At 57.5% G+C, this 13601-nt stretch carries 14 protein-coding genes and 1 other annotated feature; of the genes, 10 read left to right on the forward strand and 4 right to left on the reverse strand.

The window, feature by feature from the left end; genetic code table 11:
- Nucleotides 1–9 precede the first annotated feature (9 nt).
- Nucleotides 10–1056 (reverse strand): protease SohB, encoded by a 1047-nt coding sequence (gene sohB, locus HBM95_12695; protein ID NIH43788.1) that lies wholly within the window; start codon nucleotides 1054–1056, stop codon nucleotides 10–12.
- 251 nt (nucleotides 1057–1307) lie between these two features.
- On the opposite strand from sohB, the gene HBM95_12700 reads away from it, so the two are divergent.
- Nucleotides 1308–2069 carry a YciK family oxidoreductase gene (locus tag HBM95_12700; protein ID NIH43789.1) on the forward strand — a complete coding sequence of 254 codons (762 nt, stop codon included), beginning with the start codon at nucleotides 1308–1310 and terminating at the stop codon, nucleotides 2067–2069.
- On the forward strand, nucleotides 2066–2656 hold the full coding sequence (gene cobO, locus HBM95_12705) for a cob(I)yrinic acid a,c-diamide adenosyltransferase (GenBank protein NIH43790.1): 591 nt from the start codon (nucleotides 2066–2068) through the stop codon (nucleotides 2654–2656). Before HBM95_12700 ends, cobO begins: the two co-directional genes overlap by 4 nt.
- A 38-nt stretch (nucleotides 2657–2694) precedes the next feature.
- On the opposite strand, the gene rluB is transcribed toward cobO, so the two are convergent.
- The 3 genes from rluB to yciV form a co-directional block, all read right to left on the reverse strand.
- Nucleotides 2695–3570 (reverse strand): 23S rRNA pseudouridine(2605) synthase RluB, encoded by an 876-nt coding sequence (gene rluB, locus HBM95_12710; GenBank protein NIH43791.1) that lies wholly within the window; start codon nucleotides 3568–3570, stop codon nucleotides 2695–2697.
- Between the two features lie 96 nt (nucleotides 3571–3666).
- Nucleotides 3667–4287, reverse strand: coding sequence for a threonylcarbamoyl-AMP synthase (locus HBM95_12715; protein ID NIH43792.1), 621 nt, complete (start codon nucleotides 4285–4287; stop codon nucleotides 3667–3669).
- Nucleotides 4284–5165, reverse strand: a complete 882-nt coding sequence (yciV, locus tag HBM95_12720) for a 5'-3' exoribonuclease (protein ID NIH43793.1) — start codon at nucleotides 5163–5165, stop codon at nucleotides 4284–4286. Before yciV ends, HBM95_12715 begins: the two co-directional genes overlap by 4 nt.
- Nucleotides 5166–5304: 139 nt before the next feature.
- On the opposite strand from yciV, the gene trpL reads away from it, so the two are divergent.
- The 8 genes from trpL to yedF all read left to right on the forward strand — a co-directional run bounded on the left by trpL (nucleotide 5305) and on the right by yedF (nucleotide 13600).
- On the forward strand, nucleotides 5305–5349 hold the full coding sequence (gene trpL, locus HBM95_12725) for a trp operon leader peptide (protein NIH43794.1): 45 nt from the start codon (nucleotides 5305–5307) through the stop codon (nucleotides 5347–5349).
- Nucleotides 5326–5419: a sequence feature (Trp leader region), on the forward strand. (Overlaps the previous gene by 24 nt.)
- 25 nt (nucleotides 5420–5444) lie before the next feature.
- Nucleotides 5445–7007: an anthranilate synthase component 1 gene (locus HBM95_12730; GenBank protein NIH43795.1), complete on the forward strand. Its 1563-nt coding sequence runs from the start codon at nucleotides 5445–5447 to the stop codon at nucleotides 7005–7007.
- Nucleotides 7007–8602 carry a bifunctional anthranilate synthase glutamate amidotransferase component TrpG/anthranilate phosphoribosyltransferase TrpD gene (trpD, locus tag HBM95_12735; protein ID NIH43796.1) on the forward strand — a complete coding sequence of 532 codons (1596 nt, stop codon included), beginning with the start codon at nucleotides 7007–7009 and terminating at the stop codon, nucleotides 8600–8602. Before HBM95_12730 ends, trpD begins: the two co-directional genes overlap by 1 nt.
- Before the next feature lie 3 nt (nucleotides 8603–8605).
- Nucleotides 8606–9964: a bifunctional indole-3-glycerol-phosphate synthase TrpC/phosphoribosylanthranilate isomerase TrpF gene (trpCF, locus tag HBM95_12740; protein NIH43797.1), complete on the forward strand. Its 1359-nt coding sequence runs from the start codon at nucleotides 8606–8608 to the stop codon at nucleotides 9962–9964.
- A 10-nt stretch (nucleotides 9965–9974) separates the two neighbouring features.
- Nucleotides 9975–11168 (forward strand): tryptophan synthase subunit beta, encoded by a 1194-nt coding sequence (trpB, locus tag HBM95_12745; GenBank protein ID NIH43798.1) that lies wholly within the window; start codon nucleotides 9975–9977, stop codon nucleotides 11166–11168.
- Nucleotides 11168–11977 (forward strand): tryptophan synthase subunit alpha, encoded by an 810-nt coding sequence (gene trpA, locus HBM95_12750; GenBank protein NIH43799.1) that lies wholly within the window; start codon nucleotides 11168–11170, stop codon nucleotides 11975–11977. The genes trpB and trpA overlap by 1 nt, the downstream gene beginning before the upstream one ends.
- Before the next feature lie 181 nt (nucleotides 11978–12158).
- The gene (gene yedE / locus HBM95_12755) at nucleotides 12159–13370 is read left to right on the forward strand and encodes a selenium metabolism membrane protein YedE/FdhT (GenBank protein NIH43800.1); all 1212 of its coding nucleotides are present in this window, start codon (nucleotides 12159–12161) and stop codon (nucleotides 13368–13370) included.
- Nucleotides 13367–13600 (forward strand): sulfurtransferase-like selenium metabolism protein YedF, encoded by a 234-nt coding sequence (gene yedF, locus HBM95_12760; protein NIH43801.1) that lies wholly within the window; start codon nucleotides 13367–13369, stop codon nucleotides 13598–13600. Before yedE ends, yedF begins: the two co-directional genes overlap by 4 nt.
- Nucleotide 13601 lies beyond the last annotated feature (1 nt).

A 13601-nucleotide genomic window follows, 5' to 3' on the forward strand; every position in this document is an offset into this window, starting at 1 on the left:
CGTTTTTGTTTACAGCAGCGGTTTTTGTCCGCGCTGTAGCCAGCGAAGCAGCAGGCGGTCCGCGCTTTCCGCCGCACTGTTGGTAAAGCGGTCCATCAGTCGTTTGCGCTGGGTAAAGCGCACGCCTACCAGTTCACGGCCTTCCATCAGGTTGAGCAGCAGGTCATCGCTGGTACCCACTTCATCCACCAGCCCTTTTTCCTGCGCCTGAATGCCGTACCAGTGCTCACCGGTCGCCACCTGTTCAATATCCAGCGTTGGGCGCATGCGGTGTACGAAGTCTTTAAACAGATGGTGGGTTTCATTCAGATCTTCACGGAATTTTTGACGCCCCTCTTCCGTGTTTTCACCCAGCAGCGTCAGGGTGCGTTTGTACTGACCTGCCGTGTGGAGTTCGATATCAATCTCTTTATTTTTCAGGAAGCGGTTAAAGTTAGGGATCTGTGCGACCACGCCAATTGAACCAATGATGGAAAACGGCGCCGCAACAATTTTGTCCGCCACACAGGCCATCATATAGCCACCGCTCGCCGCGACTTTATCCACCGCCACGGTAAGCGGGATCTGCTTCTCTCGCAGGCGCTGCAGTTGTGAGGCGGCCAGCCCGTAACCGTGAACCACCCCGCCCGGGCTCTCAAGACGCACCACGACCTGATCCTGAGGCGTTGCCACAGCCAGCACGGCAGTCACCTCTTCGCGCAGCGAGGCGACTTCATGCGCATCCATGCTGCCTTTGAAATCGAGCACATAGACGCGAGGTTTTGCGTCAGACTGTGGCGTCGCGAGCTTCGCTTTCGCCTTCGCGGCTTTGGCTTCCTGCTTATGCTTTTTCTTCTGGGCTTTCAGCCACAGCTTTTGTTGATGACTATCAAGCAGCGAGAGGGACATCTCTTCCTGCATCTCTTTATACTGTTCGCTCAGGCGGGTAATGCGTAACTCCCCACGCTGACGCTTGCGCTGCGTCAGGTTAACAATCAGAACGGCAACCACCGCAATGGCAATTACCACCGTCGCGATTTTGGCCAAAAACAACCCATATTGAGAAAGTAATTCCACGCGTTCCACCTTGATTTAACCACGAATCTTTCACGGCAGTGTACAACAGCCCTGCCTCTGCGTCTCGCCCGTGACATTACCTCTGCGAACCGTCTTCAGGAATCCCCGCGCTGCGGTTTAAATATTTGCAAATTGTTAATTTTACAGTAATACGTCCTGTAGACTGATTGAATTCTCACGCTAATTCGGGCATAAAGCCGAAAAGTCATTATGAAGGCGTGATTGAGATACCGTGCGCCTGAGGAGTCACCGTGCATTATCAACCGCAAAAAAACCTGCTGCAGAACCGGATCATTCTTGTCACCGGCGCCAGCGATGGTATTGGTCGCGAAGCGGCCCTGACGTATGCTGAGTATGGCGCGAGCGTCATTCTGATTGGGCGCAACGAAGAAAAGCTCAAAGGGGTCGCAAAGGAAATTGAAGCCGCAGGCGGCACGCCGGCCCCCTGGTACACGCTCGATTTGCTGACATGCACGCCAGCGGAGTGCCAGGAACTTGCCCGCCGTATCAGTACCCACTACCCACGTCTGGACGGCGTGCTGCATAATGCCGGTTTGTTAGGCGAAGTGCGTCCGATGGATGAACAGGATCCGGATATCTGGCAGCAGGTCATGCAGGTTAACGTCAACGGCACCTTTTTCCTCACGCAGGCCTTGCTTCCTTTATTACTCAAATCCGAGTCCGGGTCTCTGGTCTTCACCTCTTCCAGCGTAGGCAGAGAGGGACGCGCAAACTGGGGGGCTTATGCTGTCTCAAAATTCGCGACCGAGGGCATGATGCAGGTGCTGGCGGAGGAGTATCAGAACCGCCATCTGCGCGTAAACTGCATTAACCCGGGCGGTACGCGCACCAGCATGCGTGCCAGCGCGTTCCCGACAGAAGATCCGCTGAAGCTGAAAACCCCGGCAGACATAATGCCGCTCTATCTCTGGCTGATGGGTGACGACAGCCGCCGCAAAACCGGAATGACCTTTGATGCACAGCCGGGCCGCAAACCGGGGATTTCGCAATGAGCGAAGAGCGTCATCAGCAGCGCCAGCAGCGCCTGAAGGAAAAGGTTGACGCCCGCGTCGCGGCAGCACAGGACGAGCGTGGGATCGTCATCGTTTTTACCGGGAACGGCAAAGGCAAAACCACTGCCGCGTTTGGCACCGCTACCCGCGCCGTCGGCCACGGGCAAAAAGTGGGGGTCATCCAGTTTATCAAAGGGGAATGGCCCAACGGTGAGCGTAATTTGCTTGAACCTCACGGCGTTGAGTTTCAGGTGATGGCGACCGGGTTTACGTGGGATACGCAGAACCGGGAAACCGATACCGCAGCCTGCCTTGCCGTCTGGGAGCACGCCAAAAGAATGCTGGCTGACCCGGCGTTAAATATGGTGCTGCTGGATGAGATCACCTATATGGTCGCCTACGACTACCTGCCGCTGGAGGACGTACTGGATGCACTGAAGAACCGACCTGCGCATCAGACGGTTATCGTGACAGGTCGCGGGTGTCATCGGGAGATTCTGGAACTGGCAGATACCGTGAGCGAACTGCGTCCGGTCAAGCATGCGTTTGATGCAGGCATCAAAGCACAAATTGGCATTGATTACTAAAGAAAAAAGCCCGGTACGTTCACCGGGCTTTTTTTAAATCAACCGTTGTTATTCCGGCTGCCAGAGCGACGATTGCTGTTCACCTGGCTGTGTCGTTTCACCGCACGACGGATCTGATTCGCCTTCATTCGACGACGATCTTTCTCCACCGCCACTTTAGAGGTGGTTTCCGGAGTCAGGCCAACCAGCTCGCGCAGATAGTTAGTCTGGGTAAGATCCAGCTCGGTATAACCCCCGCGCGGCAGGCCTTTCGGCAGCAGAATGTCGCCGTAGCGAACGCGGATCAGGCGGCTCACCTGCACGCCAACCGCTTCCCACAGACGACGCACCTCGCGGTTACGTCCTTCGGTCAGGGTGACGTTGTACCACTGGTTAATCCCTTCACCACCGGTAAATTTGATGGTTTTGAACGCCGCAGGGCCATCTTCCAGCTGCACGCCGCGCGACAGATCGCGCAGTTTATTCTCATCAACCTGGCCAAACACGCGCACCGCGTATTCACGTTCCACTTCGCGGCTTGGGTGCATCAAACGGTTTGCCAGTTCACCATCGGTGGTAAACAGCAGCAGACCGCAAGTGTTCACGTCCAGACGACCTACGGCAATCCAGCGAGCGCCGCGCAGTTTTGGCAGACGGTCAAACACCGTCGGACGACCTTCCGGATCGTTGCGGGTACACAGCTCGCCTTCCGGCTTGTAGTACGCCAGCACGCGGCAGATTTGTTCTGCGGACTCTTTTACGGAGATAAGATGGCCGTCGATGCGGATCTTCAGCCCCGGTACGATTTCAACGCGGTCACCCAGCGTGGCGATTTTACCGTCCACACTCACGCGGCCCGCTTCAATAATGGCTTCGATTTCACGGCGTGAACCGTGGCCGGCGCGCGCCAGCACTTTCTGTAACTTCTCGCTCATTGAGCTTCCTCAGGTGTCGCCTTCACAGGCGTCGAATCAGGTCAAAACAGGGCCGAGCCCTGCTTTGATGGCCGCGTAGTATATCTGCTTACACCTCTACAAGAAAGGCTTAACATCACCCACGCCTTCACGAATCACTTCCGGCGCATCTTCAGTGAGATCCACAACGGTGGTCGGCTGCTGGCCGAGATAACCGCCGTGAATAATCAGCTCCACCACTTTCTCCAGGCGATCTTTGATCTCTTCCGGATCGGACTCGGTAAACTCGCTTCCCGGCAGCATCAGCGAGGTTGAGAGCATCGGTTCGCCGAGGGTCTCCAGCAGCGCCTGGGCAATCGGGTTCGACGGCACACGCATCCCGATGGTTTTACGCTTCTCCTGCAACAGACGGCGCGGCACCTCTTTCGTCCCTTTCAGGATGAAGGTGTAGTTCCCCGGCGTGTTGTTCTTAATCAGGCGAAACGCCACGTTATCCACATAAGCATAGGTCGACAGCTCAGAGAGATCGCGGCACATCAGAGTAAAGTTATGGCCGTCCGGCAGCTGACGGATGCGACAGATACGCTCCATCGCCCCTTTATCTTCAATTTTGCAGCCCAGCGCGTAGCCAGAATCGGTTGGGTAGACTATCACGCCCCCTTTGCGGACGATCTCCACGGCCTGGTTAATCAGACGTGGCTGCGGGTTATCCGGATGGATATAGAAAAACTGACTCATACTTCCCTCTCTTCAATTTGCTGCGGCTGCTCCCAGAGCTGCCAGACCGGCTCAACGCCAGCGGGTAGCCAGAGCTTGCGCCCGAGTTCGATCCACGCGCAGGGCTGATGGAAATCAGAGCCCTGTGACCCAAGCAGGCCAAACTGGCGGGCGTAAGTCGCGAGCTGCGCGCGCTCGTTGGGCGCCTGCTGACACTGGGCGACTTCCATCGCCTCGCCACCGCATTCGGCAAAGTGCGCCAGCAGTCTTTTCAGCCATTTAGCAGAAAGATTATACCGTCCCGGATGGGCCAGCACGGCCTTACCGCCAGAATGATGAATCACATCAATAGCTTGTTTTATTGTACACCACTGTGGCGGAACGTATCCGGTTTTCCCGCGCGCCAGATACTTTTTAAAGACGTCCGCCATGGTCGTCGCTTTACCCACTTGAACCAGAAAACGGGCGAAATGTCCGCGGGTGACCGCCCCGCCGTTCGCCAGCTTTCGCGCTCCTTCCAGCGCCCCCGGAATATGCGCCTTTTCCAGGCGCTCGCCGATCATCTCCGCGCGCTGGTTGCGACGCGTTTTTTGTTCTTGCAAAAAGGCAAGAAGTGCCGGATGTTCTATATCAATGTTCAGGCCAACGATATGAATCTCATGGTTTTCCCAGACGGTCGATATCTCGACGCCGGGGACCAGATTCAGCGCCAGCCCGCTGCGGGCAATCTCGGCGCGCGCTGCCGGAATGGCGTCGGTGGTGTCGTGATCGGTTATCGCCAGCGTGCCGACACGCATTTCAACCGCGCGATGAACCAGGGCTTCGGGTGTCAGCAGGCCATCAGAAGCCTGAGTATGGCTGTGTAAATCATAAATAATCGCGTAGGTGGTATCGCTCAAAGCACTTCCCATATCAGGTTGGAGACATCCGAAACCGCCATGATACCGACTTAACGTGAAATTCTGAAATCAAGGGTTGACAACACGCCACCGAACTAGTTAACTAGTACGAAAGTTCACACGATAAAGGTATCTGAAAATGACGGCACATTTCACTCTGCACGGTTGGTGGCGCACTTCCTGATCTTCGGGCAGTGTCACGCGTCTGCGAAATGCAAACAGATACCCGCCCGCTAACCAGCGGGCTTTTTTTTGAACAGAATAAATGAGAACAACAACATGCAAACAGCCAAACCCCATCTTGAACTGTTGACCTGCGAGGCGGCCTATCGCCACAACCCGACCGCGCTGTTTCATCAGGTGTGCGGCGCGCGTCCGGCGACGCTGCTGCTGGAGTCTGCGGATATCGACAGCAAGGACGATCTGAAAAGCCTGCTGCTGGTCGACAGCGCGCTGCGCATTACCGCATTAGGTGACACTGTCACCATTAAGGCTCTCTCTGACAATGGCGCATCGCTGCTGCCGCTGTTAGATGAGGCTCTGCCTGCGGGCATCGACAATGAACGTCACCCTGACCTGCGAATTTTGCATTTCCCGCCGGTAAGCCAGCTGCTGGACGAAGACGCGCGCCTCTGCTCGCTGTCCGTATTCGATGCCTTCCGACTGCTGCAAAATCTGGTGACCGTGCCGGAAGATGAGCGTGAAGCCATGTTCTTCGGGGGGCTGTTTGCTTACGACCTGGTTGCCGGTTTTGAAGATTTGCCGGAAACCGAGCAGGGCAACCGCTGCCCGGACTACTGTTTCTATCTGGCCGAAACCCTGCTGGTGATTGACCATCAGAAACAATACACCCGCATTCAGGCCAGCCTGTTCACGCCTTCTGGCGCTGAGAAAAATCGTCTGGAGCACCGCATTGCCCAACTGCAGCAGCAAATGACGGAAGCGCCGCCTGCGCTACCGGTGCAACGCGTCGAGAAGATGACCTGTGAGGTTAACCAGACCGACGATCAATACGGTGCCGTGGTTCGCCAGATGCAAAAGGCGATTCGCGCCGGGGAGATTTTCCAGGTGGTGCCTTCCCGCCGTTTCTCTCTGCCCTGCCCGTCGCCGCTTGCAGCTTACGACGTGCTGAAGAAGAGCAACCCGAGCCCGTACATGTTCTTTATGCAGGACAACGATTTCACGCTGTTCGGCGCCTCGCCGGAAAGCTCGCTGAAATATGACGCCACCAGCCGCCAGATTGAGATCTACCCGATTGCAGGTACCCGTCCGCGAGGCCGTCGTGCCGATGGCTCGCTGGACCGCGATCTGGACAGTCGCATCGAACTGGAAATGCGTACCGACCATAAGGAGCTCTCCGAGCACCTGATGCTGGTTGACCTGGCGCGTAACGACCTGGCGCGTATTTGCACGCCGGGCAGCCGCTACGTGGCGGACCTGACCAAAGTCGACCGCTACTCCTTCGTGATGCACCTGGTCTCCCGCGTGGTGGGTGAGCTGCGCAGCGACCTCGACGTACTGCACGCCTACCGCGCCTGTATGAACATGGGCACCCTGAGCGGCGCGCCGAAGGTGCGTGCCATGCAGCTTATCGCCGAAGCGGAAGGACGTCGGCGCGGGAGCTATGGCGGCGCGGTGGGTTACTTCACCGCCCACGGCGACCTCGATACCTGCATCGTGATCCGTTCCGCCTACGTAGAGGACGGTATTGCTACCGTTCAGGCCGGCGCCGGGATTGTTCTCGACTCTGTTCCGCAGTCTGAAGCTGACGAAACCCGCAGTAAAGCGCGCGCGGTATTGCGCGCCATCGCTACCGCACACCACGCACAGGAGATTTTCTGATGGCTGACATTCTGCTGCTCGATAATATCGACTCCTTTACCTATAACCTGGCAGATCAGCTGCGTGCAAATGGCCACAACGTCGTTATCTACCGTAACCACGTTCCGGCTCAGACCCTGATTGACCGTCTGGCGACCATGCAAAACCCGGTGCTGATGCTCTCCCCGGGGCCGGGCGCGCCGAGCGAAGCGGGCTGTATGCCCGAGCTGCTGACCCGCATGCGCGGCAAGCTGCCAATTATCGGTATCTGCCTGGGTCACCAGGCGATCGTGGAAGCCTACGGCGGCTACGTCGGCCAGGCGGGCGAGATCCTGCACGGTAAAGCCTCCAGCATTGAACATGACGGCCAGGCAATGTTTGCCGGGCTGCCGAATCCGCTCCCGGTCGCGCGCTACCATTCGCTGGTCGGCAGCAACATTCCGGCCGGGCTGACCATCAACGCCTCGTTCGAAGGGATGGTGATGGCGGTACGCCACGATGCGGATCGCGTCTGCGGCATGCAGTTCCACCCGGAATCTATTTTGACCTCCAATGGCGCACGCCTGCTGGAGCAGACCCTTGACTGGGCGTTACAGAAGCTGGAGCAGACCAACACCCTGCAGCCGATTCTGGAAAAACTATATCAGGCGCAGACCCTGAGCCAGCAGGAGAGCCACCAGCTCTTCTCCGCCGTGGTGCGCGGTGAGCTGAAGCCTGAACAACTGGCGGCAGCGCTGGTCAGCATGAAGGTGCGCGGCGAAAGCCCGCAGGAGATCGCCGGCGCGGCCACTGCCCTGCTGGAAAATGCCGCCCCGTTCCCGCGCCCTGACTATCAGTTTGCCGATATCGTCGGAACCGGTGGTGACGGCAGCAACAGTATTAACATCTCCACCGCCAGCGCGTTCGTGGCGGCGGCGTGTGGTTTGAAGGTAGCGAAACACGGTAACCGCAGCGTCTCCAGCCGTTCAGGCTCGTCCGATCTGCTGGCCGCTTTTGGCATCAACCTGGAGATGAATGCCGAGCGTTCACGCGAAGCGCTGGACGATCTGGGCGTTTGCTTCCTGTTTGCGCCGAAATATCACACCGGTTTCCGCCACGCCATGCCGGTTCGCCAGCAGCTTAAAACCCGCACGCTGTTTAACGTGCTCGGCCCGCTGATCAACCCAGCCCATCCGCCACTGGCACTAATTGGCGTTTACAGCCCTGAGCTGGTCCTGCCGATTGCCGAAACGCTGCGCGTGCTGGGTTACAAACGCGCCGCCGTGGTGCACAGCGGCGGAATGGATGAAGTTTCGCTGCATGCGCCGACGCTGGTGGCCGAGCTTAACGATGGCGAAGTGCTCAGCTATCAGCTTGAGGCGTCTGATTTCGGCTTAACGCCGTACCATCAGGAAGCGCTGGCAGGCGGTACGCCGGAAGAAAACCGTGACATTCTGACGCGCTTACTACAAGGTAAAGGTGAGGCCGCTCATGAGGCCGCCGTGGCTGCCAACGTCGCCATGCTGATGCGTTTGCACGGTGAGGAAGACCTGAAGGCCAATGCTCAAAAAGTTCTGGATGTACTGCGCTCCGGTGCAGCTTACGATCGCGTTACCGCACTTGCGGCAAGAGGGTAAAGAATGCAGACCGTTTTAGCGAAAATCGTTGCCGATAAGGCCATCTGGGTGGAAGCCCGCAAAGCAGAGCAGCCGCTTGCCAGTTTCCAGAATGACGTCGTCCCAAGCAGCCGTCGTTTCTATGACGCCCTGCAGGGGGCACGCACCGCCTTTATTCTGGAGTGCAAAAAGGCGTCTCCCTCAAAAGGCGTTATTCGTGACGATTTTGACCCGGCGCGTATCGCCGGTATTTATAAGCATCATGCGTCGGCTATCTCCGTGCTGACGGATGAGAAATATTTCCAGGGCAGCTTCGATTTTCTGCCGATCGTCAGCGGCATCGCGCCGCAGCCGATCCTGTGCAAAGACTTTATTATCGATCCGTATCAGATCTGGTTGGCGCGTTTCTACCAGGCCGATGCCTGCCTGCTGATGCTCTCGGTACTGGACGACGAACAGTATCGCCAGCTTGCTGCCGTGGCGCACAGCCTGAAAATGGGCGTGCTGACCGAAGTGAGTAACGAAGAAGAGCTCGAGCGTGCCATTGCGCTGGAAGCCAAAGTGGTCGGCATCAACAACCGCGATCTTCGCGACCTGTCGATTGACCTGAACCGCACGCGCCAGCTGGCTCCGCGTCTGGGTTCTGGCGTCACGGTGATCAGCGAATCCGGCATTAACAGCTACGCCCAAGTGCGCGAGCTGAGCCACTTCGCCAACGGTTTCCTGATTGGCTCCGCCATGATGGAGCATGACGATCTCAACGCGGCGGTGCGTCGCGTGCTGCTGGGTGAAAACAAAGTCTGCGGCTTAACCCGTGAACAGGATGCACTGGCCGCGTATGAGGCTGGGGCAATCTATGGCGGTTTGATCTTCGTTGATGCTTCTCCTCGCACAGTCAATGAGGAACAGGCCCGCAAGGTTATCGCAGCGGCCCCGCTGAGCTATGTTGGCGTATTCCGCAATGCGGATATCGCGGACGTTGTGGCAAAAGCCGCGACGTTATCCCTGAGTGCCGTTCAGCTCCATGGCGAAGAAGACCAGGCGTATATCAATGCCCTGCGCGATGCGCTGGCACCGCAGGTTCAGATTTGGAAAGCGCAAAGCGTGGGCAGCACCCTGCCCGCACGTAATCTTAACCACGTTGACAAATACGTGCTCGATAACGGCCAGGGCGGCACCGGACAGCGTTTTGACTGGTCGCTGCTGAACGGCGAAAAGCTGGACAACGTCCTGCTGGCGGGCGGATTAAGTCCGGATAACTGTGTGGAAGCCGCGAAAACCGGCTGTGCAGGCCTCGATTTCAATTCAGGCGTAGAGTCGCAACCGGGTATAAAAGATGCCAGCAAGCTGGCCTCAGTGTTTAAAACTCTGCGTGCATATTAAGGAAGAGAAGATGACGACATTACTTAACCCGTATTTTGGTGAGTTCGGCGGGATGTACGTTCCGCAAATCCTGATGCCCGCGCTGCGCCAGCTGGAAGAAGCGTTCGTGAGCGCGCAGAAAGATCCGGCGTTTCAGGCGGAGTTTACCGACCTGCTGAAAAACTATGCCGGCCGTCCAACCGCGCTGACCAAATGCCGCAACCTGACCGAAGGCACCAAAACCACGCTTTATCTTAAGCGTGAAGATCTGCTGCACGGCGGCGCGCATAAAACTAACCAGGTGCTGGGCCAGGCGCTGCTCGCAAAGCGTATGGGTAAAACCGAAATCATCGCCGAAACCGGCGCGGGACAGCACGGCGTGGCTTCTGCGCTCGCCAGCGCCCTGCTCGGCCTGAAGTGCCGCATCTACATGGGCGCGAAAGACGTTGAGCGTCAGTCGCCGAACGTGTTCCGTATGCGCCTGATGGGTGCGGAAGTGATCCCGGTGCACAGCGGCTCCGCGACGCTGAAAGATGCCTGTAACGAAGCGCTGCGCGACTGGTCAGGCAGCTACGAAACCGCGCACTATATGCTCGGTACCGCGGCGGGCCCGCACCCGTTCCCGACCATTGTGCGCGAATTCCAGCGCATGATCGGTGAAGAGACCAAAGCGCAAATCCTTGAAAAAGAGGGGCGTCTGCCGGATGCGGTGATTGCCTGCGTTGGCGGCGGATCTAACGCCATCGGCATGTTTGCCGATTTTATCGACGAAACCCGCGTAGGGTTGATTGGCGTCGAGCCTGCCGGTCACGGGATTGAAACCGGCGAGCACGGCGCGCCGCTGAAGCATGGCCGCGTGGGGATTTACTTCGGCATGAAAGCCCCGATGATGCAGACCGATGAAGGGCAGATTGAAGAGTCTTACTCGATTTCTGCCGGACTGGATTTCCCGTCCGTTGGGCCACAGCACGCGTTCCTGAACAGCACGGGGCGCGCGGATTATGTCTCCATTACCGATGATGAAGCGCTGGAAGCCTTCAAAACGCTGTGCCGCAGCGAAGGTATCATCCCGGCACTTGAGTCTTCACACGCGCTGGCGCACGCGCTGAAAATGATGAAAGAGAACCCGGAAAAAGAGCAGCTGCTGGTCGTTAACCTTTCCGGTCGCGGTGACAAAGATATCTTCACCGTTCACGATATTCTGAAAGCACGAGGGGAAATCTGATGGAACGCTACGATAATGCATTTGCTGAACTGAAATCCCGCCAGGAAGGCGCGTTCGTTCCCTTCGTTACCCTGGGCGACCCTGGCCCGGAGCAGTCTCTGAAGATTATCGACGCCCTGATCGAAGCCGGTGCCGACGCGCTGGAGCTGGGCATTCCATTCTCCGATCCGCTGGCGGATGGCCCGACCATCCAGAACGCCACCCTGCGCGCGTTTGCCGCAGGCGTAACCCCAACCCAGTGCTTTGAGATGCTGACGGCGATCCGCCAGAAGCACCCGACCATTCCGATTGGCCTGCTGATGTACGCCAACCTGGTGTTTAACCGTGGTGTTGACGAGTTCTACGCCGAGTGCGCGCGCGTGGGTGTTGACTCGGTGCTGGTAGCAGACGTGCCCGTTGAAGAGTCTGCGCCGTTCCGCCAGGCGGCAATGCGCCATAATGTCGCCCCGATTTTCATCTGCCCACCAAACGCTGATGACGAACTGCTGCGCCAGATTGCCTCTTACGGACGCGGATATACCTACCTGCTCTCCCGCGCAGGCGTGACCGGTGCCGAGAATAAAGCCGCACTGCCGCTGCATCATCTGGTGGAGAAGCTGGCCGAATACCATGCCGCGCCTCCGCTGCAGGGCTTCGGGATTTCCTCTCCGGATCAGGTCACTGCGGCAATTGAGGCGAAGGCGGCTGGCGCCATCTCCGGCTCCGCGATAGTGAAGATCATCGAGAAGAACGTGGACAAGCCCGAGCAGATGCTGAACGAATTGAAAGCGTTCGTGACCGCAATGAAAGCGGCGACGCGGAAAGCATAATCCCTCCACCGTCTGGCATCTCTGCCAGACGGTTACGCCTCCTTCACCATCCACTACAAAGGATCACGTCAAAATTGATCCCTTCGATATTTTCGGTGTGAATAGCTTCCCATTCTTGCCTGCAGGCGTATGATCTGGACTCTTTTTTATCTTTAATCCTTCTGAGTTCAGAGGCTTATTCATGTCATGGCAATACTTCAAGCAAACTTACCTGGTTAAGTTCTGGTCACCAGTTCCGGCCGTCATCGCGGCAGGCATTCTTTCTACTTATTATTTCGGCATTACCGGCACCTTCTGGGCCGTCACCGGCGAGTTCACCCGCTGGGGTGGTCAGCTGCTGCAACTTGCAGGCGTGCATACCGAAGAGTGGGGCTACTTCAAACTGATTCACCTGGAAGGCACACCGCTTACCCGCATCGACGGGATGATGATTGTCGGCATGTTTGGCGGCTGCTTCGCCGCGGCGCTGTGGGCAAACAACGTTAAGCTGCGCATGCCCAAAAGCCGTATTCGCATTCTGCAGGCGGTAGCAGGGGGTATAATTGCCGGGTTTGGTGCCCGCCTGGCGATGGGCTGCAACCTGGCCGCATTCTTTACGGGGATTCCGCAGTTCTCGCTTCATGCCTGGTTTTTTGCTGTCGCCACGGCAATCGGCTCTTACTTTGGGGCAAAATTCACCCTGCTGCCGCTGTTCCGCATCCCGGTGAAAATAACAAAAGTCAGCGCGGCGTCCCCGCTAACCCAGAAGCCGGACCAGGCAAAGCGTCGTTTCCGCCTGGGTATGCTGGTCTTTTTTGCCATGATCGCGTGGGCCATTTGCACAGCGATGAATCAGCCGAAGCTTGGCCTGGCGATGTTGTTCGGCGTCGGCTTTGGCCTGCTGATCGAACGCGCGCAGATCTGCTTTACCTCCGCGTTTCGCGATATGTGGATCACCGGACGGACGATGATGGCGAAGGCAATCATTGCCGGTATGGCGGTGAGCGCCATCGGCATCTTCAGCTACGTTCAGTTAGGCGTGGAACCGAAAATCATGTGGGCTGGCCCAAACGCGGTGATTGGCGGCCTGTTGTTTGGCTTCGGGATTGTGCTGGCGGGCGGGTGTGAAACCGGCTGGATGTATCGCGCGGTAGAGGGACAGGTGCACTACTGGTGGGTCGGGCTGGGTAACGTCATCGGCTCAACCATTCTGGCGTACTACTGGGACGACGTCTCTCCGGTACTTGCAACGAACTGGGACAAGGTCAACCTGCTGAGCACCTTCGGTCCCCTTGGCGGTCTGCTGGTCACCTATGCCCTGCTGCTGGTCGCTTTTTTACTGGTTGTTGCGCAGGAGAAACGTTTCTTCCGCCGCGCCACCGTTAAAACTGAAACGCAGGAGAACGCTGCATGAAAGAGATCGTCCCCAATTATCGACTGGATATGGTCGGTGAACCCTGCCCGTATCCGGCGGTTGCCACGCTTGAGGCGCTACCGCAGCTCAAAAAAGGTGAAATTCTGGAGGTGGTCAGCGATTGTCCGCAGTCCATCAACAACATTCCGCTGGATGCGAAAAACCACGGTTATACGGTGCTGGATATCCAGCAGGACGGGCCAACCATTCGCTATTTGATTCAGAAGTAAT

Source organism: Enterobacter asburiae, assembly GCA_011754535.1.
Taxonomy (GTDB): domain Bacteria; phylum Pseudomonadota; class Gammaproteobacteria; order Enterobacterales; family Enterobacteriaceae; genus Enterobacter; species Enterobacter cloacae_N.